General features: G+C 72.5%; 20 protein-coding genes. 11 read left to right on the top strand and 9 right to left on the bottom strand.

All coding sequences use genetic code 11. The features are described 5' to 3' along the window. Positions 1-32: 32 nt before the first annotated feature. Positions 33-1,679, bottom strand: coding sequence for a PucR family transcriptional regulator (locus F0L68_RS17960; protein WP_149850732.1), 1,647 nt, complete (start codon positions 1,677-1,679; stop codon positions 33-35). 123 nt (positions 1,680-1,802) lie between these two features. Here F0L68_RS17960 and pruA point away from each other — a divergent pair, with 123 nt between their 5' ends. Together pruA and F0L68_RS17950 are read left to right on the top strand one after the other, a co-directional pair. After that, complete coding sequence (pruA, locus tag F0L68_RS17955) at positions 1,803-3,428, top strand: L-glutamate gamma-semialdehyde dehydrogenase (RefSeq protein WP_149850731.1); 1,626 nt, start codon at positions 1,803-1,805, stop codon at positions 3,426-3,428. Positions 3,429-3,516: 88 nt separating this feature from the next. Further along, positions 3,517-4,446, top strand: a complete 930-nt coding sequence (locus tag F0L68_RS17950) for a proline dehydrogenase family protein (RefSeq protein ID WP_149850730.1) — start codon at positions 3,517-3,519, stop codon at positions 4,444-4,446. Here the strand turns inward: F0L68_RS17950 and F0L68_RS17945 are convergent. After that, entirely contained in the window at positions 4,436-5,653 is a 1,218-nt protein-coding gene (locus F0L68_RS17945; protein ID WP_149850729.1) for an MFS transporter, read from the bottom strand. The two genes, F0L68_RS17950 and F0L68_RS17945, sit on opposite strands and share 11 nt — an antisense overlap. A 375-nt stretch (positions 5,654-6,028) precedes the next feature. Between F0L68_RS17945 and F0L68_RS17940 the strand changes: the two genes are divergently transcribed. The 6 genes from F0L68_RS17940 to F0L68_RS17915 are packed head-to-tail and all read left to right on the top strand — an operon-like array spanning position 6,029 to position 13,253. Continuing rightward, positions 6,029-7,549, top strand: coding sequence for an MFS transporter (locus F0L68_RS17940; protein WP_223198889.1), 1,521 nt, complete (start codon positions 6,029-6,031; stop codon positions 7,547-7,549). Positions 7,550-7,565: 16 nt separating this feature from the next. After that, positions 7,566-8,138, top strand: a complete 573-nt coding sequence (locus tag F0L68_RS17935) for an acyl-CoA-like ligand-binding transcription factor (RefSeq protein ID WP_149850727.1) — start codon at positions 7,566-7,568, stop codon at positions 8,136-8,138. Between the two features lie 52 nt (positions 8,139-8,190). Further along, the gene (locus F0L68_RS17930) at positions 8,191-9,594 is read left to right on the top strand and encodes a hypothetical protein (protein WP_149850726.1); all 1,404 of its coding nucleotides are present in this window, start codon (positions 8,191-8,193) and stop codon (positions 9,592-9,594) included. A 39-nt stretch (positions 9,595-9,633) separates the two neighbouring features. Then, positions 9,634-11,301 carry a bifunctional 3'-5' exonuclease/DNA polymerase gene (locus F0L68_RS17925; RefSeq protein WP_149850725.1) on the top strand — a complete coding sequence of 556 codons (1,668 nt, stop codon included), beginning with the start codon at positions 9,634-9,636 and terminating at the stop codon, positions 11,299-11,301. Between the two features lie 60 nt (positions 11,302-11,361). Further along, complete coding sequence (locus F0L68_RS17920) at positions 11,362-12,489, top strand: nucleotide disphospho-sugar-binding domain-containing protein (protein WP_149850724.1); 1,128 nt, start codon at positions 11,362-11,364, stop codon at positions 12,487-12,489. Between the two features lie 47 nt (positions 12,490-12,536). Beyond that, on the top strand, positions 12,537-13,253 hold the full coding sequence (locus F0L68_RS17915; RefSeq protein WP_149850723.1) for a helix-turn-helix domain-containing protein: 717 nt from the start codon (positions 12,537-12,539) through the stop codon (positions 13,251-13,253). A gap of 19 nt (positions 13,254-13,272) precedes the next feature. On the opposite strand, the gene F0L68_RS17910 is transcribed toward F0L68_RS17915, so the two are convergent. The 5 genes from F0L68_RS17910 to F0L68_RS17890 all read right to left on the bottom strand — a co-directional run bounded on the left by F0L68_RS17910 (position 13,273) and on the right by F0L68_RS17890 (position 18,163). Continuing rightward, positions 13,273-14,154 (bottom strand): hypothetical protein, encoded by an 882-nt coding sequence (locus F0L68_RS17910; RefSeq protein ID WP_149850722.1) that lies wholly within the window; start codon positions 14,152-14,154, stop codon positions 13,273-13,275. A 64-nt stretch (positions 14,155-14,218) separates the two neighbouring features. Beyond that, entirely contained in the window at positions 14,219-15,181 is a 963-nt protein-coding gene (locus tag F0L68_RS17905; protein ID WP_149850721.1) for a 2-hydroxyacid dehydrogenase, read from the bottom strand. After that, complete coding sequence (locus tag F0L68_RS17900) at positions 15,178-16,359, bottom strand: lactate 2-monooxygenase (RefSeq protein ID WP_188316644.1); 1,182 nt, start codon at positions 16,357-16,359, stop codon at positions 15,178-15,180. Before F0L68_RS17900 ends, F0L68_RS17905 begins: the two co-directional genes overlap by 4 nt. 165 nt (positions 16,360-16,524) lie before the next feature. Further along, positions 16,525-16,791 (bottom strand): hypothetical protein, encoded by a 267-nt coding sequence (locus F0L68_RS17895; RefSeq protein WP_188316643.1) that lies wholly within the window; start codon positions 16,789-16,791, stop codon positions 16,525-16,527. A 319-nt stretch (positions 16,792-17,110) separates the two neighbouring features. After that, the gene (locus tag F0L68_RS17890; RefSeq protein WP_149850720.1) at positions 17,111-18,163 is read right to left on the bottom strand and encodes a tetratricopeptide repeat protein; all 1,053 of its coding nucleotides are present in this window, start codon (positions 18,161-18,163) and stop codon (positions 17,111-17,113) included. A gap of 149 nt (positions 18,164-18,312) precedes the next feature. Between F0L68_RS17890 and F0L68_RS17885 the strand changes: the two genes are divergently transcribed. Continuing rightward, positions 18,313-19,515 carry an MFS transporter gene (locus F0L68_RS17885; protein WP_149850719.1) on the top strand — a complete coding sequence of 401 codons (1,203 nt, stop codon included), beginning with the start codon at positions 18,313-18,315 and terminating at the stop codon, positions 19,513-19,515. Between the two features lie 20 nt (positions 19,516-19,535). Here F0L68_RS17885 and F0L68_RS17880 read toward each other — a convergent pair whose 3' ends face one another. Next, positions 19,536-20,195, bottom strand: coding sequence for an FMN-dependent NADH-azoreductase (locus F0L68_RS17880; protein ID WP_149850718.1), 660 nt, complete (start codon positions 20,193-20,195; stop codon positions 19,536-19,538). A 121-nt stretch (positions 20,196-20,316) separates the two neighbouring features. Here F0L68_RS17880 and F0L68_RS17875 point away from each other — a divergent pair, with 121 nt between their 5' ends. Further along, on the top strand, positions 20,317-20,814 hold the full coding sequence (locus F0L68_RS17875; protein WP_149850717.1) for a MarR family winged helix-turn-helix transcriptional regulator: 498 nt from the start codon (positions 20,317-20,319) through the stop codon (positions 20,812-20,814). Between the two features lie 100 nt (positions 20,815-20,914). Here the strand turns inward: F0L68_RS17875 and F0L68_RS17870 are convergent, their stop codons facing one another. Continuing rightward, the gene (locus F0L68_RS17870) at positions 20,915-22,933 is read right to left on the bottom strand and encodes a sialidase family protein (protein WP_149850716.1); all 2,019 of its coding nucleotides are present in this window, start codon (positions 22,931-22,933) and stop codon (positions 20,915-20,917) included. Between the two features lie 202 nt (positions 22,934-23,135). Here F0L68_RS17870 and F0L68_RS17865 point away from each other — a divergent pair, with 202 nt between their 5' ends. Beyond that, positions 23,136-23,627, top strand: coding sequence for a GNAT family N-acetyltransferase (locus F0L68_RS17865; RefSeq protein WP_223198888.1), 492 nt, complete (start codon positions 23,136-23,138; stop codon positions 23,625-23,627). Positions 23,628-23,721: the final 94 nt, after the last annotated feature.

Genomic DNA, 23,721 nt, shown 5'->3' with positions numbered 1-23,721 from the left:
ATCCGCACGCGCGGAGATGGCCGGGAAACGGCCTACCGGTGCTGCGGCAGGCGCAACTGTAGCTGGGCGAACAACCGCTGCTTCGGGTCGTCGAGGTCGAGGCCGCCGACCTCGGCCGCGCGGCGTACCCGGTAGCGCAGGGTGTTGGGGTGCACGTGCAACTCGCGGGCCGCCCCGCGCACGTCGCCGAACGCGTCGAGGTAGGCCAGCAGCGAGCGGGCGAGCTGGCTGCCCTGTTCCGCGTCGTGCGCGAGGATCGCGGTCAGCCTGGGGTCGCGGACCCGCTGGTGTTCGGCGAGCAGCGCGAGGGTCTCGCTGATCAGCACCTCGGCGCGCACGTCGGCGAGCGTGGCGACGTCGGTGTCGAGGTCCCTGGCCATCGCGTCGAGCACCCGGTCGGCCTCCTGCCGCGACTCGGAGACCTCGCCGAGCCAGCGCACCGAGGAGCCGACGGCCGCCTGCACGCTGGCCCCGATGTGCCGGCGGGCGGCGGCGACGATCTCCCTGGTGAGGCCGAGCACGGCGGGCTGCGCCGCGCCGGTCGACAGATCGGGCACGGCCGGCAGGTCGGGCAACAGCACGTAGGTGCGCGTGCCGAGGGGGGTCACCAGCGCGCTGCGCCGGTAGGCGGCGGCGTGCACGGAGATCAGGCCGGTCATCTCGGCGCGGCGCAGTTCGAGCTCGCTGCGGTCGGCGGCCGTGTCGCCCGCGCGCAGCGCGAACACCACCACGGCGGCGGGCTTGGCCGGGTCGGCGCCGATCTGGCCCGCGACGGACTCGGCGTCCATCCGCCCGTCGAGCAGGCCGGCGAGCAGGTTCTCCCGGAACCGCAGGCTCGCGGTCGGCTCGTTGCGGTGCCGGATCAGCCGGAGCGCGGTCACCCTGGCCGCGCCGACGAGCGCCCGCTCGGCCTGCTCGGTCAGCGGCTGGGTGCTTTCCTGCACCCAGATCGCGCCGAGCGGCTGCGCCCCTGCGTGGATGCCGACGGCGATCCGGCGCCGGATGCCCAGCTCGGGGCGTTCGTCGATGCGGACGACGTCCTCGCCGGACCGCAGCCGCTGGTAGATGCCCCATTCGCGGAGCATCGCCATGTACGGCTCAGGGCCCTGCCGGCCGAGGATGGACAGCCTGCGCAGCTCGTCGACCTCGTCGGAGGAGCGGGAGTAGGCGAGCACCCGGTTCGCGGTGTCCTCGATGCTGACGATGCCGCCGGTGAGCGCGGCGATGGTCTGGGCCAGCGAGAACAGGTCGCCCGCGACCTCGCCCGCCTCCGCCTCCGCGGTGACCCGAGCGCTGCTCACCACTCCCCTGGCCAGCGCCTCCAGCTGTTCCCAGCGCACCTCGGGGCGCACCGCGAGCAGCGCGACCCCGGCGTCGACGGCGGCCTCGCGCAGCAGGTCGGCGTGGTCGGTCTCGGCCATCTTGACGGCGACGGCGACGGCTCCCCTGCTGCCTGCGGCGCGCACGGCGGGCAGCGCGGCACGGCCGCGCGCGCCGATCACCAGCACCAGGTCGCCGGGGCGCGGGTCGGGCACGTCGTCGGGGTCCTGGATCACCACGTCGCGGACCTCGGCCTCCAGGCCGCGCGGGGCGACCAGCACCTCGACCAGCGGCTCGCCGAGCGCGATGAGGATCTGGCGCACGCTCGCGCCGACAGGCTCCTCGGCGGCGCCGTCCACACCCGGCCCCCTTTGTTCGATCGGACAAGAGACCTGCCGCAAGCCTAGCGCGCAGAACAACGGGCGTGGTCGTGCGGACACCTAACGTTCACGGCAGACACCCGACCAGCGAAGGAGCTGCCCGTGGACGCCGTGACCAGGGTCCCCAGCCCGGTGAACGAGCCGGTGCTCAACTACGCCCCCGGCAGCCACGAACGGGCCGAGCTGGAGCGCTCGCTGACCGACCTGGCCAAGGAGCCGGTCGAGCTGACCATGACCATCGGCGGCGAGCAGCGGATGGGTGGCGGCGAGCGCGTCGACGTCGTGCAGCCGCACAACCACCGCGCGGTGCTCGGCACGCTGGCCGGGGCGACGCAGGACGACGCGCGCGACGCCGTCGCCGCCGCCCGCCAGGCCGCCCCCGCGTGGCGCGCGCTGTCCTTCGACGACCGCGCCGCGATCCTGCTGCGCGCGGCCGACCTGCTCGCCGGCCCGTGGCGGTCCACGCTGAACGCGGCCACCATGCTCGGCCAGTCCAAGACGGCCATCCAGGCCGAGATCGACGCGGCCTGCGAGCTGATCGACTTCTGGCGCTACAACGTGCACTTCGCGCGCGAGCTACTGGCGCAGCAGCCGGACAGCTCCCGTGGCGTGTGGAACCGCATGGACCACCGCCCGCTCGAGGGCTTCGTCTACGCGATCACGCCGTTCAACTTCACCGCCATCGCCGGCAACCTGCCGACCGCGCCCGCCCTGATGGGCAACACGGTGCTGTGGAAGCCGTCGCCGACGCAGACCTTCGCTGCGCAGCTGACCATGCGGCTGTTGGAGGAGGCCGGCATGCCGCCTGGCGTCATCAACCTGGTGACCGGCGACGGCATCGCCGTGTCCGACGTCGCGCTGAACGCGCCCGACCTGGCCGGCATCCACTTCACCGGGTCCACCAGGACGTTCCAGCACCTGTGGGGCGCGGTCGGCGCGAACATCGCCAACTACCGCAGCTACCCCAGGATCGTCGGCGAGACCGGCGGCAAGGACTTCGTGCTCGCGCACCCGTCCGCCGACGTCGAGGTGCTGCGCACCGCGCTGATCCGCGGCGCGTTCGAGTACCAGGGCCAGAAGTGCTCCGCCGCCTCGCGCGCCTACGTGCCGCGCTCGGTGTGGAACCGGCTGAAGGACGACTTCCTCGCCGAGGTCGAGTCGCTGACCGTCGGCAACGTCACCGACCTGAGCAACTTCATGGGCGCGGTGATCGACCGCCGCTCCTACGACAAGCTCTCCGGTGTGCTGTCGCGGGCCCGCGAAGATGACGCGCTGGAGATCGCCGCCGGCGGCACCGCCGACGACTCCGAGGGCTTCTTCGTGCGGCCGACGGTGCTGCTCGGCTCCAACCCCGAGCACGAGGTGTTCACCACCGAGTACTTCGGCCCGGTGCTCGCCGTGCACGTCTACGAGGACGCCGACTTCGACACCGTGGTGCGGCAGCTGGAAGGCGTGTCGCCGTACGCGCTGACCGGCGCGATCATCGCCCGCGACCGCGCGGTCATCGCCCGCGTGCAGGAGGAGCTGCGGTTCGCCGCCGGCAACTTCTACGTCAACGACAAGCCCACCGGCGCGGTCGTCGGGCAGCAGCCCTTCGGCGGCGGCCGGGCCTCCGGCACCAACGACAAGGCTGGCGCGGTGCACAACCTGCTCCGCTGGGTCAGCCCCCGCTCGATCAAGGAGACCTTCGTGGCTCCTACCTCGGTGCGTTACCCGCACCAGGGCTGAGCTACAGCAGGGCTGAACTAACAGCGCCATCGCGGGGACGCCTGATCCGTCCCCGCGATGGCTCCCACGACCGGCAAGGACTACGCCCATGCTCCGCACCACGCTGCTGGCCGCTTCGCGGTCCCATGGCGCGCGCAAGCTCGTCGAGAGCACGCCGCTGACCCGTCCCGTCGTCGAGCGGTTCGTCGCTGGGTCCACTGTGGACGATGCCATCCGGGTCACCAGCGAGCTGGCCGGCGACGGCCGGTACGTGACGCTGGACCACCTCGGCGAGGACACCGCCGACACCAGCCAGGCCACCGCCACGGTCGACGCCTACCTGCGGCTGCTGCGCAGGCTGGAGACCGCCGGCCTGGCGCCGAAGGCGGAGGTCTCGGTCAAGCTGTCCGCGGTCGGCCAGTTCCTGCCGGCCGACGGCGAGAAGATCGCGCTGCACAACGCGCGGCGCATCTGTTCCGCGGCAGGCGTGGTCGGCACGACCGTGACGCTGGACATGGAGGACCACACCACAACCGACTCGACGCTGGGCATCCTGCGCGAGCTGCGCGCGGACTTCCCGTGGGTCGGCGCGGTGGTGCAGGCCTACCTCAAGCGCACCGAGCAGGACTGCCACGAGCTGGCGAGCCAGGGTTCCCGCGTGCGACTGTGCAAGGGCGCGTACCAGGAGCCCGCTTCCGTTGCGTACCAGAGCAAGGCCGAGGTCGACCTGTCCTACGTGCGCTGCCTCAAGGTGCTGATGGCCGGCGCGGGCTACCCGATGGTGGCCTCGCACGACCCTCGACTGATCGCGATCGCGGCGGAGCTGGCCAATGCGGCCGGCCGCGCTGCGAACAGCTACGAGTTCCAGATGCTGTACGGCATCCGGCCCGAGGAGCAGCGCCGGATCGCCGAGCGCGGCAACACTATGCGCGTCTACGTGCCCTACGGTGACGAGTGGTACGGCTACTTCATGCGCCGGCTGGCTGAGCGTCCTGCCAACGTGGCGTTCTTCCTTCGTTCGCTGGCTACTACGGCGTAGTTGTTGCGGGGTAAGGCGTTGCGGGGTTAGGCGTTACGGATAGGGCGTTGCGGCGTAGCTGTTTTTCGCGACGGTCGAGCAGGCCAGAGAACAGCGCGAGTGCAAGCCCGATTACGGCGAGGGCTGCGCCTACCCAGTTTGGCGAGGTGTAGCCGAAGCCTGCGTCGATCACGACGCCGCCAAGGAACGCGCCGCCCGCGTTGGCGATGTTGAACGCCGAGTGGTTCGCGGCGGCGGCCAGGGTCGGGGCCTCGACCGCCTTGTCCATGATCCGCATCTGCACGGTCGGCGCGGCGACGAAGGCGACGGCCCCGATCAGGAAGATCGTGATCGGGGCGAGCAGCTTGTCGTGCGCGGTGAACACGAACAGCGCGAGCACCACGGCGAGGCCGCCGAGCGAGACGTACAGGCTGGGCATCAGGGCTCGATCGGCGAACCGGCCGCCGAGCACGTTGCCGACCGTGGCACCGAGCCCGAACAGCGCGAGCAGCAGCGTCACACTGCCGGCGTCGAAGCCGGCGACCTGGGTCATCATCGGCGCGATGTAGCTGTAGGCGGCGAACACCCCGCCGAAGCCGAGCATGGCGATGCCGAGCGCGAGCCACACCTGGGGGCGGCGGAACGCGCTCAGCTCGCCGCGCAGGCCGACCTGGTGCTGGCGCGGCTGGTTCGGGACGAGCGCGACGATGGCGGCCATCGCGGCGACGCCGATCGCGGTCACCACCCAGAAGGCGGCTCGCCAGCCGAGTTGTTGGCCTAGCAAGGTGCTCAGCGGCACACCGATGACGTTGGCCAGCGTGAGGCCGAGGAACATCATCGAGATCGCCCTCGCCCGCCTGCCCGGCTCGACCATGCCGGCGGCGACCACCGCGCCGACGCCGAAGAACGCGCCGTGCGGCAGCGCGGTGAGCACCCTGGCGACGAGCAGGAAGCCGTAACCGCTCGCGAGCGCGGACAGCAGGTTGCCGACGGTGAAGACGGCCATCATGCCTAGCAGCATCGTCTTGCGGGACAACCGGACCGCAGCGGCGGTCAGCAGCGGCGCGCCGATCACGACGCCGAGCGCGTAGCCGGAGATCAGGTGCCCCGCGGTCGGGATCGACACGCCGAGGTCGCCGGCCACCTCGGGCAGCACGCCCATGATGACGAACTCGGTCGTACCGATGCCGAAGGCACCGATCGCAAGCGCCAGGAGCGCGATGGGCACGTGTTCTCCCTGGGTGGTTGATCGGGGGGTTCTTTATCGATCAACTGCATCAGAGCAGCGTGTCTTCCGGGTTACTACGTGAACAACGCCACTGGCCGTTTGGCAGGCGAGGGCGGTTTGGGCCGTTTGACGGGTGGGGGCGCTGGGGCCGTATGGCAGGTAGGACGCTCCGGCCGGCGACTCGCTTCGCTCGCTGCCCGGTTTCTGGGCTACCTGTGTTTTTTGGGCCTCGCTTCGCTCGGCCGGCGCGCACCGCGCCGTCACGAAGTGAAAAAGCGGGGCGCTGGGCGCTGGGCGTGGATGGCGGTCTTGACAGTTGGTATGTTTTGAGGGCTACCCTCACTTCAACGTAACTGTCTAATGGGGGTGGCTATCGTGGGTGACGTTGGGGCGCGGCGGTGGTGGGGGCTGGGGGCGCTGGCGCTTAGTGCGCTGGCTATTGGGCTGGATCTGACGGTGTTGAACGTGGCGCTGCCTACGCTGGCTACGCAGCTGCACGCTGATACCGCTGGGCTTCAGTGGATCGCCAACGGGTACACGCTGGTGTTGGCCGCGGTGTTGTTGCCGGCTGGTCTACTTGGTGACCGGCTTGGGCGGAAGCGGTTGATGATCGGCGCGTTGGTCGTGTTCGGGGTGGCGTCGGCGGGGTGCGCCTATGCCTCGACCACGGGGCAGCTCATCGCCGCGCGGGCACTGCTTGGCCTTGGTGGGGCGTTTCTGCTGCCGCTGTGCCTGTCCATGGTGTCGGTGTTGTTCACGGCGGATGAGCGGCAGCGCGCGCTCACGGTCTTCCTGACCGCCAACGCCATCGGCATCCCGCTCGGTCCGCTGGTCGGCGGGTGGCTGTTGGACCACTTCTGGTGGGGTTCGGTGTTCCTGATCAACGTGCCGATGGTCGTGATCGCCCTCGCCGCGGTGGCTTTGCTGCTGCCGGAGTCCCGTAGCGCGGTGCCGCCGACGCTGGACCTGCCGAGCGTGCTGCTGTCCAGCGTTGGGCTCGTCGCGTTCACCTACGGCGTGATCAGGGCGGGCCAGCACGGCTGGGGCGAGGCGCTCACGCTGACCACGCTGCTCGGCGGCGCGGCCGTGCTCACGGCGTTCGTGCTGCGGCAGCGCGGCAGGACGCGGCGCGGGACCGGCGCGCTGATCGACCTCGCGCTGTTCCGCTCGGCCAGCTTCAGCTGGGGCACCGCCCTGGCCACCATGACCTCGTTCGGGATGTTCGGCGTGCTGTTCACCGTGCCGCAGTACTTCCAAGCGGTGGGTGGAGCGGACGCGTTGGGCACCGGCCTGCGGCTGCTGCCCGTCATCGGCGGGCTGCTGGTCGGCGCGCGGGTGGCCAGCAGGTTCGCGGCACGGATCGGCGCCAAGATCACCGTCGCCGTCGGGTTCGCCGTGCAGGCCGGCGGGCTGATGCTCGGCGCGACCACCGAGGTGACCAGCGGCGAGGCGTTCTCGGCCACCTGGCTCGCCCTGGTCGGCGTCGGCCTCGGCTTCGCCATGCCGACCACCATGGACGCCGCGCTCGGCGAGCTGTCCCCGGAGCACAGCGGCGTCGGCTCCGCACTCATCCAGGCGCTGCGGCAGGTCGGCGGCGCGATCGGCGTCGCGCTGCTCGGCACCGTGCTCAGCGCCACCTACCGGAACGGACTGGACCTGACCGGCGTGCCCGCGACGGCCGCCGACACCGTGCGGGACAGCGCGGCGGGCGGGATCGCGGTGGCGCACCGGCTCGGCTCGACACCGCTGCTGGACTCCGTGCGCGGCGCGTTCACCAACGGCATGGATGTCATGCTGTGGGTGTGCGGCGGGGTCTCCGTGCTCGGCGTCGCGTTCGCGCTGGCGTTCCTGCCGGTGCGGGCGGCTCGGGCCGAACCTGAGCCGGCGGTCGTCTGAGGAGGGTGCACGTTCGATGGTTGGCCTGCGGGAGCGGAAGAAGGCACGGACGCGGTCGGCGATCCAGCAGCACGCGCTGCGGTTGTTCCTCGACCAGGGCTACGCCGCCACGACCATCGACCAGATCGCCGAGGCCGCCGAGATCTCGCAGAGCACGTTCTTCCGCTACTTCCCCACCAAGGAAGACCTGGTGCTGCACGACGACTACGACCAGCTGATCTTCGAGGCGATGGTCGCCCAGCCCAAGGACGTTCGGCCGATCCAGGCTCTGCGCAACGCCATCCGCGCGGTCTACGAGGAAAGCCCGCCGGACGAGCTGGAACTGGCACGGCAGGCGCTGGTCATGTCGGTGCCCGAGCTGCGGTCCGCGCTGCTCAACCAGTTCACCGAGCTGATCAGGATGGTCTCGGAGGTCCTGGCCGAACGGCTTGGCCGCCGCCCGGACGAGCTGGAGGTGCGGACGATGGCCGGCGCGCTGATGGGCGTGGCGCTGTCCACCATGATCGTCGCCGCCGAGCGGCCCGGCGAGGACCTGCTGGCCCTGTTCGACGCCAGCCTCGCGCAGCTCGATGCCGGACTGCCGCTGTAGTTGAGTAGTTCCACCGTGGTTCGCCGCTGGACGCGACGCTTAGGTTCTGCCGGTGATCAACGAACCTCCGTTAGCTGAACCGCCGAAGCCTGCCGCGCCGTGGATCCTGTCGTTGCTCGGCGCGGTTGCCGGGTGCGCGACGCTCGTGCCGGTCGGCGGCATTCTGGGGAGCAGCGGGCCGCTGTGGCTCAAGTCGATCGACTCGGTCGGGCGTGTCTCGGGGACCGACTACCTGCTGGTCGGTGTGCTCGCCACGGTGCTGGCCACCGTCGTCGCACTGCTGACCGTCCGGTGGTGGCCGTGGCTGCTCACGGTCGGGGCCGCGACGGCGATGGGCGGGGTTGGCGGCGTGATCGCGGCCACGGCCGGGCAGCCGACGATGAACCCTGCGGACACGGCGACGCCGAACCTGCTGCTGTTGGCCGGGGTCGCCGCTGCGGGTTTCGCGCTGGCGTTGATCGGCGTGCTCGGGGCGGCTCAGCAGCTGGTCGCCTCGGGCCGGGCCGGGCTCGGCGCGTTGGTCGCTGGTCTCGCCGTGAGCGTCCGGTTCTTCGGGTTCGGGCTGACGACCACCACCGGCGGTGACGCGCAACAGCGGCAGTTGTTGGTCTTTCTGGGGGTGGGGTTGGCCGGCGGGATCATCGCGACGATCGGCTCGCTGTTCGGCCGGGGGACCGCCCGACCCGGCACGGTCGGGGGTCGCCACGTCGCGCTGGCCGGCGGCGTGGCGGCGCTGCTGCCGCTCGTGCCGGTGCTGATCGGCTTCACGAACTCGGTCCACCCGACCACCGGCTGGGTCGTCGACGTGGCGGGGCTGCTGGTGCTCGGCGGCACGATCGCGCTCGCCGTGTGGTCGGGGCGCGGGGCGCTGCCCGCCGCGCTCGTCGCCAGCCTGACGATCATCGGCCTCACCGGCCCCCTGCTGCTGACGACGATCACCGTCGGCATGAAGGGAATCGACACCGGGGCACGAAGCGCGCCGATCTGGCCCGCCTTCGCCGGCGGCCTCGTCGTGGGCGGCCTGCTCGCCCTGCCCCGCAGGCGCGCCTGGCTCGCCGCCGGAGGCTGCGTCCTCGCGGGCGGCTTCGTCCTGGTCGCGTTGACCGGCATGCAGGCCACATGGCTGAAGCACATCCCGGTGCAGCTCACGGTGGGTGTGTTGGTCGCGGTGCCGACCCTCGCGGTGGCCTCGGCCGCGGGCAGCGCCGGGGCGCGGGGCCGGCTCGTCGTCGCGCTCGGTCCGCTGTTCGGCGGGTTCATGGTGGCCGGGGACCTGCTGGAACGGAGGGCCTCCGGCGGCGGCGTCGCGCACGACCTCCAGTACACCTTCGCCGGGTTCTCCTTCGGCCTGTCGACGCTGATGGTGCTCGCCGGGCTGGTGCTGCTCGTGGCCGCCGTCCTGCTCGGCACCTTGATCGCGGACCGGCGAGAGGTGGCGGCCGTCCAGCCGGACTGACCGGCCGACACTGTCGGTCGGACGGAGCACAATCAGCCCGTGTTGGCAGCGGTGGTGCCCCAAGGCGAGAACGGCGGCCGGTTGCGGCTGCTCGCCGACGACGGCACCCCGGCCGGCGACGTCGGCGTGGTCGGCGACCTGGCCGCCGCCGTGGCCGAGACGGAACGGCAGCACCGGCCCCGCTGGCTGTGGTCGAGCACCGCCGAGGTCTACCCCGGCCTGCTGCGCGCCGGGGTGCGGGTGGAGCGCTGCCAGGACCTGTGGATCGCCGAGGGGCTGCTGCTCGGCCACCAGGGCCGGCATCGCGAGCCGCGCGGGCTGCCCGCCGCCCTGGCGCGGGCGCTTGGCCTGCCGGTGCCGGCCGACGTCGCGCCGCGCAAGCGGGAGAACCAGCCGACGCTGTTCGAGCCGGAGCGGGAACCGCTGCCTGGCAACGCCGATCCGCTCGACGCGCTGGCCGCCGTGCACGCCGCGCAGCAGCGCACCCTGGCCGGCCTTGACCGCCCCGACCTGCTGCGGCTGCTGCTCGCCGCCGACTCGGCCAGCTCGCTCGCCGCCGCCGAGATGACCCAGCACGGCCTGCCGTGGCGGGTCGACGTACACCTGGCGCTGCTGACCGAACTGCTCGGTCCCCGGCCCGCGCCGGGCGCCCGCCCGCGCAGGCTCGCGGAACTCGCCGACGAGATCACGGCGGCGTTCGGCGGCAGGCAGGTCAACCCCGACCACCCGCCGGGCCTGGTGAAGGCGTTCGCCCGCGAGGGCATCGACATCCCGTCGGCCAGGGCGTGGGTGCTGCGCGAGGTGGACCATCCCGCGGTCGCGCCGCTGTTGGAGTACAAGGAACTGGCCAGGCTGTACGTGGCGCACGGCTGGTCCTGGCTGGACTCCTGGGTTCGCGACGGCCGGTTCCGCCCCGAGTACGTGGTCGGCGGGGTGGTGTCCGGGCGGTGGGCGACCAACGGCGGCGCGGCGCTGCAACTGCCGAGGGTGCTGCGCACGGCGGTGCGCGCCGACCCTGGCTGGACGCTGGTCGCGGCGGACGCCTCGCAGCTGGAGCCGAGGGTGCTCGCCGCGCTGTCCGGGGACCGGCGGCTGGCCGAGATCTCCGGGGCTGGCGATCTGTACACGAGCCTGGCCGCCGACTCCTTCGACGGGGACCGGGGCCGGGCGAAGATCGCCATGCTGTCGGCGATGTACGGCGGCACCAGCGGGGAGGCAGGTCCGCTGCTCGCCGTGCTGCGCAGGAGTTTCCCGGAGGCCGTCGGCTACGTGGAGGCGGCGGCGGTCGCCGGCGAGCAGGGTCAGCTGGTGCGGTCGAGGCTCGGCCGCACCAGCCCGGCGCCGTCGGAGTCCTGGCGGGAGCTGACCGGCAGCGCGGACGAGGACTTCGCCGGACGGGCGCGGCGGGCGTCGCGGGAGTGGGGCCGGTTCACCCGCAACTTCGTGGTGCAGGCCAGCGCGGCCGACTGGGCGTCGGCGATGCTCGGCGCGCTGCGGCGACGGCTGGCCGCCTCGGCGCCCGAGGCGCAGCTGGTGTTCTTCCAGCACGACGAGGTGTTGGTGCACTGCCCGGTCGAGCTGGCCGAGGCCGTCCGCGCGGAGGTCGGCGCGGCGGGCGAGGAGGCGAGCAGGCTGGTGTTCGGCGCCACCCCGGTGCGTTTTCCCCTGCTCGCCAACGTGGTCGACAGTTACGCGGACGCAAAGTAGCCGTTCGCCGCACGGAGTACGTTGGGTGGCAACGATGATCGCGAGAGAGGGCACCCTTCCATGCGCGTTCTGTTCGTGTCCACGCCAGGTATCGGGCACGTCTTCCCGCTCGTCCCGCTCGCCTGGGCGTTGCGCGTGGCCGGCCACGAGGTGCTGGTCGCCACCACGGGCAGCGCCCTCGCCGTGGCCGACGCCGGGCTGCCGGTCGCGAACCTCGCCGACGGGTTCGACTTCAGGGCGGTGCGCGAGCAGGCCCGACGGGACCACCCGGAACTCATCGAACGCCTGCGCAACACGCAGATGACCGACCTGAGCCAGGCGTTGTTCATCTTCTCCAGGATCTCCAAGATGATGGCCGACGGGGTGGTCAAGATCGCCGACGACTTCCGGCCCGACCTGGTGGTGCACTCGCCGATGAACGGCGCCGCGCTGCTGGTCGCCGGCAGGCTCGGTGTGCCGGCCGTCGAGCACGGCTTCGGTTTCGCGCGCACCGCGCACCTGCACGACGCGATGTACGACAGCCTCGTCGAAGAGTTCGCCGCACACGGTGCCGCCGGGCTGCCCGAGCAGCGGATCTCGCTCGACGTCGCGCCGCCGAGCATGCTAACCGAGCCGTCCACCGGGTGGCCGACGCAGTACGTGCCCTACAACGGCGGCGGCGTGCTGGCCGACTGGCTGCGGGAGCGGCCGGCCAGGCCGAGGATCGCGGTCACCCTCGGCACGGTGGCGGTGGAGACGAACGGCCTCGGTCCCGTCGAACGCATCGTGACGCTCGCGCCGAAGATCGACGCGGAGTTCGTGCTGGCCCTCGGCAATGCCGACCTCAGCGGCCTCGGCGAACTCCCGCCGAACGTCCGCGCGGTCGGCTGGGCTCCGCTCGGCGCGCTGCTCGAGACGTGCTCGGGCGTCGTGCACCACGGTGGAGCCGGCACCACGCTCACCGCGTTGGCCGCCGAGGTCCCGCAGGTCGTGCTGCCCAGCGGCGCGGACCGGTTCATCAACGCGGGCGCGGTGCGGGACCGGGGTGCCGGGCTCGTCGCGACGGCGGAGGACCTGGACGTGCCGCTGCTTGAGACCCTCCTCCGCGACGACGGCCTGCGGGCCGCGGGCGCAGAAGTGCGCGCCGAGATCGCCGCGATGCCCTCCCCCTCGTCCGTGGTCCCCCGGCTGGCCGCCGCCCTCGGCTGACCGGCCCGCGACCTGCGACGGTCGGTGCGACTTGGCAGGATGAGGGCGTGAACAGCTACCAGGAGCGGCCGGCGCCCGGTGGGTTGTCCGTCGCCCTGGACTGCCTGTGGACCAGGACCGTCGACGAGCCGGCCGCGTCGCAGCAGCGGGTCGTGCCGGACGGCTGCACCGACCTGATCTGGTCGCGGGAGACCGGCGCGCTGTTCGTCGCCGGGCCGGACACCGCGCACCAGCTGGCCACGGTGCGTCCCGGCACGTTGGTCGGCGTCCGGTTCCGTCCCGGCTACGGCCCGGCCGCGTTCGGCGTGCCGGCGCACGCGCTGCGCGACCTGCGGGTGCCGCTCGGCGAGCTGTGGACGCCCGACGCGGTCGGCAGGCTCGCCGACGGCCTCGCCTCGGCGACCGACCAGTCCACTGTGGACGATCTGTTGCTCGACACGATGCTGGCACGGCTGCGAAACACCGCGCCCGACCCGGCGGTCGGCGCGCTGGTCTCGGCCGCGGCGGGGCCGATCGGCGTCGCGGACCTCGCCGACCGGATCGGGTTGAGCGAGCGGCAGCTGCACCGCCGCTCGCTGGCCGCGTTCGGCTACGGCCCCAAGGTGTTGCACCGCGTGCTGCGCTTCCACCGGGCCGTGGCGCTGGCGCGGTCGGGGACGCCGTTCGCGGACGTCGCCGCCAGCACCGGCTACGCCGACCAGGCGCACCTGTCCCGCGAGGTGCGCGCCCTGGCCGGCGTGCCGCTCGGCGTGCTGGTCAGCTGACTGCTCACAAGCTAGCTGCTTACAGGCGGCCGAAGGCGCGCAGCTTCAGCAGCGCGTCGATGGTCACGACCGGCCGCCACTCGAACTCGGTGACCGGCGTCCACACCGTCCAGAAGAACCGCCACGCGCCGTCCTCCTGCTGCCCGGCCGCCAGGTCGTCAAGGCTGCGCTCGAACTCCGCGTCGGTGAACCACCGACGGGCCAGGCTGTCCGGCGTGCGGGCGTAGTCGTGCGGCTTGTGCACCTCGCCCTCGGCGTAGCCCTCGGGGCGCGGGGCGCCGTCGCCGAGATCGACCAACCGCCGCTCCCGCACCATCGCGCCGAGGCGCTCGGCCGTCCGCTCGGCACGGTCCCGGTCTGGCGCGTGGTCGAGGAAGTCGACGCACGCGCCGACCTCGTACGGGTGCGGATCGGTGATCGCGTCGACCGCCCGCCAGCAGAACTCGGTGGCCGGGGCCAGCCAGGGGTGCTCGATCCGGTTCTTGTGCAGCAGCCCGACGATCAGCCCGGTCGGCAGGATTGCGCCCGGCGGGTCGTCCTGGATGACCCACCACGGCGCGCGCGGGTGGTCGCGCATGGCGGGGTGCACGTTCGGCACGCCGCCGTCGGGGGTGCTGACCGAGGCGAGGTAGTCGCACATCCGTTGCGTGGTCGGGGAATCGGCGAGACCGACCTCGTCGAGCAGCCGGAGCGCCATGAACACGTGCAGCGGCTGGCTCGACGGCCCGCGCCCGTCAGGTTCGAGGGCGTGCCCGAAGCCGCCATCGGGGTTCTGGTAGGCGAGCAGCGCCCGGAGCACCGCGTCGGTGCCCGTATCGCCGGGGCCGAAGTGGCAGGCAAACCGGTGCTGTTCCAACACCCTGGCGTTGTGCCAGATGAAGTCCTTGGCGCGTTCGATCATGTCCCGAGCGTAGGGAGTCGGGGGCGGCGGGGTCTTGAACGAATCGGACACCACCCCTCGGGTGTCACCCCTCCGTGACGCGGTCGGTCGGCTGCTCGCCGGCCGCGTAGCGCCGCACGTTGTCCAGCGCCGCAGCCGCGATGCGCAGCACCGTCTCCCTGGTCACCCCGGCGGCGTGCGGGGACAGCACGACGTTCGGCGCGCGCAACAACGGCAGGTCGGCGGGCGGCGGCTCCGGGTCGAACACGTCGAGCCCGGCCCCGGCGAGCCTGCCCTCGGTCAGCGCCTCGGCCAGCGCGTCCTGGTCGATCAGCGCGCCGCGCGCGGTGTTCACCAGGATCGCGGTCGGCCTGAGCAGCGCGAGCCGCCGCGCGTCCAGCAGGTGGCGCGTCTCCGGCCGCAGCGGCACGTGCAGCGACACGTAGTCCGACTGCGCCAACAGCTCGTCGAGCGGCAGGCGGGTCGCGTCGTACTCGCCCTCGACCGGGGAGACCTTCGGGTCGGTGTAGACGATCCGCAGGTCGAACGCCTTCGCGCGGCGGGCGAGCTGCTGGCCGATCGCGCCGAACCCGACGATGCCGAGCGTCTTGCCGAACAGCTCGGTGATGCCGGACTGGAGCCTCGGCAGCGCCCAGTCGCCCTCGCGCAGTGCGTTGTGGCCGGGAATGAGTTGCTTGGCCAGCGCCAGGATCAGGCACAGCGCGTGCTCGGCGACGTCCTGCGCCTCGGCCGAGGTCGAGCCGATGTTGGACACGGCCACCTTCCCCCTGGCGGCCGCCACGAGGTCCACGTGGTCGTAGCCGTGGCTGGCGCACTGCACGAAGCGCAGCTTCGCCGCCGAGGCAAGGTGTTCGGCGGTCACCGGGGCGAGCGCGGTGACCAGCACCTCGGCCTCGCGCAGCGCCTCGGGGTCGGCCCCGGCGTCCTCGACGGCGGTGACCTCGAACTCCGGGCCGAGCGCGGCGGCGACGGCCAGCGCGACCTTGGCCCCGCCGACGTGCGGCGAGATGACCACCAGCGTCCTCATGCGCGCTCCCACAGTGCGTCGCGGTTCAGCTCGGCCGGGCTGCGGAAGCCGGCGAGCCCGAGGGTCAGGTCGAGATCGGCGAGGACGCTGCGCACCACGTGCCGCACGCCGCCCTGCCCGCCGTGCGCGAGCCCGTACACGTAGGGCCTGCCGAGCAGCACCGCCCGCGCGCCGAGCGCCAACGCCTTCACGATGTCCGCGCCGGTGCGCACCCCGGAGTCGAACAGCACCTCGAGCTGCTCGCCGACGGCCTCGGCGATGCCGGGCAGCGCGTCGAGCGAGGCGATCGCGCCGTCGACCTGCCGGCCGCCGTGGTTGGACACCACGATGCCCTGCACCCCGGCGTCCACGGCCTTGCGCGCGTCGTCGACGTGCTGGACGCCCTTGAGCACGATCGGCCCGTCCCAGTGTTCGCGCAGGAACGACAGCTGCGCCCAGCTCTTGTCGGTGCCGGTGAACATCGGCACCCAGCGCAGGATCGCCGAGGGCATGTCCTCCTCCGGCGGTTTCGCCAGCCCGGCCCGGAACGCTGGGTCGGAGAAGGGAATCGCCACGCCGGTGCCCCGGATGAACGGCAGGTAGGACTGGTCGAGGTCGTGCGGGCGCCAGGCGAGCGACCAGGTGTCGAGGGTGACGACCAGGACGCGGTAGCCGGACTCCTTGGCACGGCTCAGGATGCTGACGCACACGTCGGGGTCGTTCGGCCAGTACAGCTGGTACCAGCGCGAGCCGTCGCCGTTCGCGGCGGCGACGTCCTCGATGGTGTGCGAGGACGCCGTGGACAGGATCATGGTGAGGCCGAGCTCGGCGGCGGCCCGCGCGGTGGCCAGCTCCCCGTCGGGATGCACGATCGACTGCACGCCGACGGGCGCGAGCAGCACCGGCGCCGGCATCTCTGTGCCGAGCACGGTGGTGCCGAGGTGTCGGGTGGTGGCGTCGCGCAGCATCCTCGGCACGATCCGCCTGCGGTCGAACGCCTCGCGGTTGGCCCGCACGGTGGCGCCCGAGCCTGCTCCGCCTGCGACGTACCAGAACGGTCCAGGGCCAAGCCGGCCGCGCGCGGATCCCTCCAGCGCGTCGGGGTCGGTGGTGAACGGCGGCAGCTGGCCGCCAAGCCCCTGGAGGTAGATCTCGTTCTGGTACGCGCCGAACGGCATACCGGCTCCGGGTGCGGTCATGGCGGGCTCCTCTCGATCGCCACGAGTGTGCCTGGGGTCGCGTGACGCGTCCACGGATGCCGGTGCGGGCCGCACGCCAGCGGGCCGCCCCCCCGGCTCCGGCGNNCCCCCCCCCCCGGCGCCCCCCCGCCTGGACTCAGGCGACGGGCCGCTGGGCGAACGAGGTCACGCGCTCGGGGTCTGGCCCTCGGCGGCGTTGGGCTGGCCGGGAGCCTGCTGCGGCAGCTGCGCGGCCTGCGCGCCGCCGGACTGGCTCTTCTTGAGCAGCGGGCCGACGACGACGATCAGGATGCCGAGCAGGCCGAAGCCGATGCCGATGTAGGGCTGGTAGTCGTCCGCCCAGGCCAGCAGCCGGAGCCGGTAGTCGGTGAACTCGAACAGGACGGTCGAGCCGAAGCCGAGAATCATCAGGAACACGGCAAGACGAAGCATGATCTCCCCCTGGGTGGGCGTCGAAGTGGCGACTGTGGTCCACGACCGCAGTGCGACGCTGGCGAGACCCTGCCGGTTCCAGATCACGGCACCGACGCGAAACGGACTCAGTTTCGCCAGGAGACGGATGGCGCGCCGAACAGGCAACGCGGGCCGCCCGCCAGGGCAACCGGCGCAGCCTCAGTTCCGGCTGACGGAATGCGTGCACACGATCGGGGCAACACGTGCGGCCAACCGGGGCAGCGGCACGCCGACGGCCGACGGCCGGTGGCGTGCGCGCGAGCTACTCCGACAACCGCCCAACGTCGACGCCCCCGGTTCAGTTCCTCCCCGAGGACAACGCGCCGCCGACCAGGCACAACACCCCGCCGACGGCGGCGCACAGCACGCCGAGGACCAGCGGCTGGAGCGTGTGCGCGCCGAGCGCCAGCAGGACCGTCCAGAGCAGCAGGAACACCGAGGCGAGGCAGAGCACGCCGAGCGCGACGCCGACCAGCCGCCGCAGCTTGGGCAGCCGGAACAGCAGCCGCCGCCACTGCCTCGGCACGTTGTAGAGGAAGCGTGCCAGCACGACGACGCAGCACAGCACCAGCAGCGCGCTGAACCAGCCGATCAGCGGCGTCGGCGTCGGCATCCCGGCGAGCAGCAGCAACAGCCCGCCGCCGACCAGCATGACGGCGACGCGGCCGAGCACCGGCCACAGCGCCGACTCCGCCCCGGCGATCGCCGTCGCGGCCGCCCTGGTCTCCGGGGTCCGCCGCTGGAGGCCGCCGCCGTCGCGACCCGCCCGCACACCGCGCGGGCGGTGCTGCTGGCGGAGGTTGGCGAGGTTGGCCCGCACCTCGTCGTCGCCGGGGTCGAGCCGCAGCGCGGCCCGGTAGGCCCGTTCCGCGGTGTCCCAGTCCTGCGCGCGGGCGGCGGCGTCGCCGAGCACCTGGTAGGCGCGGGACTCGTGCGGGGCGAGCCGCACGGCCTGCTCCGCGGCCTCGATCGCCTCGCGCCGGTTGGCCGGGTCGGCGTCGAGCACCTCGGCGAGCACCACCTGGCACCGCCAGTCCGACGGCTTGCGCCGCACCGACTCGCGGGCGGCGACCACCGCCTCCTGCTGTCGGCCGAGCTCGCTGAGCGCGAGGGCGGCCAGCCGCTGCGCCCAGGCGGGGTCGCCGCCGAGCACCAGCGCCCGCTTGGCCGCCGTCAGCGCCGGGTCGGGCTCGCCGGCGTCCAGGTGCGCGGCAGCCAGCCGGCACCACGCCTCGGCGTGTTCCGGGTTCGCGACCAACGCCGGCCGCAACAGGTCGACGGCCTTCTTCGGTTTTCCTGCCGCGGTCAGCTCAGCGGCTCGCAACAGCACCGCAGTGATCGGCTCGGCCATCGCGCCCTCCCGAAGCCTCATCCTCGATCGCGCACCAGTGTTGCATTCGTGCAGGCCGTCCACGGTCGGGCGACACCAACTCATTCATCTTGCGTCGAATCTGCTCAACTATCTTGCGGATCTTGACTCAACTTTGACAGGCTCGGCGCATGGGCGAATCCCGATCGGTGCTGAAGGAGCGGAATGTCCAGCTCTACTTCTCCGGACTGCTGCTGTCGTACTTCGGCACCACCGCCATGTCGCTGGTGGTCGGGGTGTGGGTCAAGACGCTGACGGGCAGCAACTCCCTGGCCGGACTGGTCGGCCTGTGCATGTGGCTGCCGGTCCCGCTGGCGCCCGCGATCGGGCTCGTCGCCGACCGGGTGCGGCGGCGCAGGCTCCTGGTCGTCACCAACCTGGCGATGGTCGCGGTGCTGGCCCCGCTGCTGCTGGTCGACGGACCGGCCATGCTCTGGCTGGTCTTCGCGGTGATGACGCTCTACGGAGTGGAGGGCGTGCTGGTGACCGCGGCCGAGCCGCCGCTGCTCACGGCGATGCTGCCGGCGGACCAGCTGACCAGGATCAACGGCCTGCGGATGTCCCTCCAGGAGGGCATGAAGCTGGTCGCCCCCGCCGCAGGCACCGCGCTGTTCCTGGCGTGGGGCGCGCATCCGGTCGTCGTCCTTGACGCGGCGACGTTCGCCGCCGCCGGGCTGGCCACCATGTCGATCAGGGTCGCCGAACCCGCTCCGACCAGGCGCACCGAGCGCTGGTCGACGCAGGTGGCCGAGGGTCTTCGCTACCTCGTCGGGCAGCCGGTGCTGCGCAGGATGATGATCGGCTCGCCGGTGGCCATGTTCGTCGCCGGGGTGGCCGGCACGGCCGGGTGGGCGCTGGTCGACCAGGGCATGCACCGCGCGCCGACCTTCATGGGCGTGCTGGCCCCGGTGCAGGGCGCTGGCTCGGTCGTGGCCGGCCTGCTCGCGGCGACGCTGGCCAGGCGGATCGGCACCGCGCGGCTCGTGGGCGTCGGCATGGCGATCGTGGCGGGCGGCGTCGCATTTCGCGTGTTCCCCACGCTGCCGACGGTGCTGGCCGGCACGGTGTGCAACGGCGTCGGGCTGGTCTGGGTGATCATCGGCGCGCTGACCCTGGTGCAGCAGATCACGCCGAACGAGCTGCTCGGCCGGACCTCCGCGACGATGAGCACCCTGGTCTACGGCGGCACGCCGGTCGGCATCGCGCTCGGCTCCGGCCTGGCCGGGGTGCTGGACTTCAGGGTGATCTTCGGCGCGCTTGCGGTGCTGGCGGGCGGGGCCGCCGCGCTGCTGCTGCGCCGCGCCGGCACGCCAGCGGAGCCCGTGCCGGCGTAGCGCGGCGGCCGGCGCGGTTACTAGGCCGTCGCCTCGATCGGTTCGGCGGCGGCCAGTTCACGCACCGTCCGGTGCGCGTTGGCCAGCGAGTTCGCCGCGAAGGTCCGGAACTCGGCCAGCTCGGGGATCTCCCCAGCCATCGTCATCTCGGTGTGCACGAACTGGAGGTGCTCACCGAGGCCGATCGTGCCGAACACGCCGCGCAGGTAGGGCTCCTGGAAGTCGAGGCCCGCGCGCGGGGTGCCCGGCGCGTAGGAGCCGCCGCGCGCGGAGGCCACGACGACGCGCGTGCCGGTGAGCACGCCGCGACCGGTGACCCGGTCGGCGAAGTGCGCGTGGATGGAGATGCGGTCGATCCACGCCTTCACCGAGGACGGGATGGCGTAGTTGTACATCGGCAGGCCGAGCAGGATGACGTCCGCCCATCGCACCTCGGCCACCAGCGGCTCGGTGATCGCCCAGCTGGCGCGCTGCTCGGCCGAGCGCTCGTCCGGCGCGACGTGCTGGCCCTGGTGGTGGGCGAGGTCCACGTGCGGCACGGGGTGCAGGCCGAGGTCGCGGTAGGTGTAGCCGCCTTCGGGGTTGACCTCGCGCCACTGCGCGGCGAACGCGGCGCTCACCTCTCGGGACACCGACTTCTCCTGGCGAATGCTCGCGTCGAGGTGCAGCAGGTTGGGCATGAGCTCGGTCCTCTCTGGGAAGAACTTCTCGACTCAGAACTTACGAGTCAAGAAGTTCTCAGTCAAGACGTTCTCAGGGCAGAATATCTCGCACCGGCGTTTCGCGGGTACGATCAACGACATGAACGCGCCCGCCGAGACGCCGCCGGACAGCGGGATCGCGTGGCACTGCGCCAAGCACGAGGACCTCAACTGGCTGCTGCACCGGGCAGGACAGAAGCTCGCCGCCGCGCTCCAGGAGGAGTCCGCGAAGGCAGGCCTCGACATCAGGGGCGCGCTCGTGCTCAGGGCGTTGGCGCCGGACCTGCACGGCGTGCAGCGCACCCAGCTCGCGCTCGGCGCCGCCATCGGGCTGGACAAGACGACGCTGACCACCGTGCTGGACCGGCTGGAGAAGCAGGGCCTGCTGACCCGCAAGCCCGACCCGAGCGACCGCCGCGTCCGCATCCCGGAGATCACCGACGAGGGGCGCGCCGTCGAGGCGCGAGTCACCGCGGCGCACCGCGAGGTCGAGGCCCGGCTCGCCGGGGACCTGTCCGACCAGGAACGCGCGACGATCTACACCCTGCTGCGCCGGTTCATCGGCACCGGGGCCCCCGAGCACGGCTCCTGCGTCTGACTGTTCCGCCGCGGACCGTTCCATCGCTGACCCCGACAGACGGCACGCGGCCCCGCGACGCCGTGGCGTCGCGGGGCCGCGTGGAACGCACCGGCTCGACTCAGCAGAGCCGCAGGCGGTAGACCCCCGACTGGAGGGTCCCGGCGAACAGCCAACGGCCGTCGCCGCTGACCGCCAGCGACAACACCCTGCTGTCGGTCATCTTCGTGGACATCGCCGACCAGGTGCGGCCGGCGTCGGTGCTGCGCAGCACGCCGATGCCGTCGGCGGCGACGCGCGCGGCGTACCAGACCCGCGAGTCGCGCGGGTTCACCGCCACCTGCCGGATGTCACCGCCGCCGTCGCGGACCCGCTGGAACGAACGCCCGCTGTCGGTGCTCAGCAGCAGGCCGTTGCCGCCGACCAGGACCCGCTCGGAGTGCTTCGGGTCGACGGTGATCGTGCCCACCGGGTCCGTGCTGACGTTCGTCCAGGTCAGGCCGCCGTCATCGGACCGGAACAGGCCATCGTTCTCGTTGCCGCCCCAGACCCGCTGCGGGTCGCGCGGGTCGCCGGCCAGCGCGGTCAGGCTGGCCGGCATCGACACGGTCTTCCACGTCTTGCCCGCGTCCGTGCTCAGGTAGAGCACGTCGCCGTTCTCGGTGAAGGCCGTCACCAGCAGCCGGTCCGGGTCGGCGGGATGCGCGAGCAGCGTCCTCGGGGTGCCGGTCAGGTGCTTGCCGAGCAGGCTCCAGGTCGCGCCGCTGTCGGAACTGCGCGAGACGTCGACGGCCAGGCCGTCGAGGGCGAGCTTCCAGACCACCTCGGGCCGCTTGGGCGAGACTGACAGCCTCGGGTGATCCTGGAGGAGGGGGTTGACCTGCCGCGCCCAGTCGCGGCGGGTGCCCGGCGTGATCTCGTCGCGCGGCAGCTCGGTGCGGAAGACGTCCTGCACCCCGCCGGCGAGCAGCTGCTGCCGACGGCCGGAGCCCGCGGTGATCAGGCTGCCGATCGTCTCGCCGGGCAGGCCGAGCGACCGGTAGCCGCCGCCGTCGATCGCGTAGACGCCCCGGTAGACGGCGGACACCAGCGTGGTGGCCGGGCCGCCGTGCTCGCCGGGCAGGTCCGCGATGTCGCTGGTGCCCTCCCCCGCAGCCGGCACGCCGTGGCGCGCCCAGGTGCGCCCGCCGTCGGCGCTGACGTCCAGGGCGTCGTAGGTGCCCGCGTACAGCTTGCCGTTGACGGATCGCAGGCCGTGCAACGGCTTCTTGTCCGGATCGGTGCGCAGCACCTGCCAGGTGCGGCCGTTGTCGCGCGAGCCGCGCACCTGCGCGCCGACCGTCACGACGAGCTGGCGGCCGTTCGCGACCACCTGCCCGACCTGCTCGCCTGCCGGCTGGTAGACCCGCTCGCTGCGCGGCGAGGCACCGGTCGCGCCGTGGATGACCCACAGCGAGTACTCGGGGTCGACGGTCACCACGTAGACGTCGTCGCCGACCAGCGACATCATCGAGTCGCCGAGCCCGGCGGCGAAGGTGCTCCGGTTCCACTCGCGCGGGATGTCGCGCCAGTTCGCGCCGCCGTCGGTGCTGACGCTGGTCACGTCCCTGCCGCGGACGACCAGCGTGCGGCCGTCCTTGCCGGCGGTGAGCTCGAAGGCGCCGTCCGGCCGCCACTCCCGCAGCACCTGCCAGCTGCGCCCCGCGTCGTTCGTGCTGAGCAGGTAGCCGTCCCAGTCGGTCAGCGACCCGTCCAGCCGCTTGTTGAGGGTGACCAGCATGTGGTCCGGGTTGTTCCGGTCGACGACGAAGCCCGACGCGGAGGCCATGTGGGCCAGGTCCGCCGGCAGGGTTCGGCGCGCCGCCCAGTTGCGGCCGCGGTCCTCGGACACCCACAGCGTCGGCGGCCCCGGCTGCATCACCGCGAGCCGGTTCGGCGACGCGGACACCCCGAGCAGGCCGCCGATGCTGTTCGGCCCGACGGCCGACCAGTCACCGCGCGGCGCACCGGTCGCGTCGACCGTCCCCTCGTCGGCGGCGGCGAGATCCGGGTCGGCAGCGGCGACCGAAGCCCCGCCAACCAGCAGCGACGCGAGCAGCCCGATGGCCACCAGCCGCGCTCCGGACGTTCTGAACCTCATGCACTCTCCCTCACGACGCGGCGGCGGCTTTCAGGACAGCGTGTACTTGACGGGGCAAATTAAAGATCATGCAAAGCCGATCGGTCCAGCCGGCAGAAGAGTGATCATGATCCGGGGTGCGCCGCGTTCACATCGGACGTCTCCCCCGCCCGTCGCGTGCGCCCCCGATAATCCGTTGACCTGGGATGACACCCTTGACAGGGTGATCACACACTGGGACGGCGAGGCCGACCTCGACCGCCTCCTCGCGGTGTCCGACGCCGCCGACGGGCTGTTCGCCGAGCACGGCATCACGCTGCCGCCGGACGACGCGACGGACCTGCTGCTGGCCGCCGCCACGGTCCTGGTCGCGGGCGCGCCGCCGGTGGGCTTCGCCGCGATCGGCGAGCTGGACGGGTTCGCCCACCTCGAGGAGATCTGCGTGCACCCGGACAGCGGGCGGCGCGGCGTCGGCAGCGCCCTGCTCGCCGCGACCATCGCCGACGCCAGGGAGCGGGGATACCCGGCGCTGACCCTCACGACCTTCCGCGACCTGCCGTGGAACGCGCACTGGTACGCCAGGCACGGCTTCCGCGTGCTCGCCGAGCGGGACTGGGGTCCGCAGCTGCGGGCGCAGTGGCAGCGGGAGGTGGCGGCCGGCATCGTGGTCGCGCCTCGGGTCGCGATGATCCGCCAGAGCGATCCACCGGAGTGATCCGCCAGAGTGATCCGCCAGAGTGATCCGCCGGAGTGAGATGTGACTCAGGCAAACCCGGAACAGCGTGCGAGCGCAACAGGTTGCCCTCTGT

The organism is Solihabitans fulvus (genome assembly GCF_008386585.1).
GTDB classification, from domain to species: domain Bacteria; phylum Actinomycetota; class Actinomycetes; order Mycobacteriales; family Pseudonocardiaceae; genus Solihabitans; species Solihabitans fulvus.
Note: the sequence above shows the minus strand (reverse complement) of the source record. Positions and strands in the feature narration are given on the sequence as shown.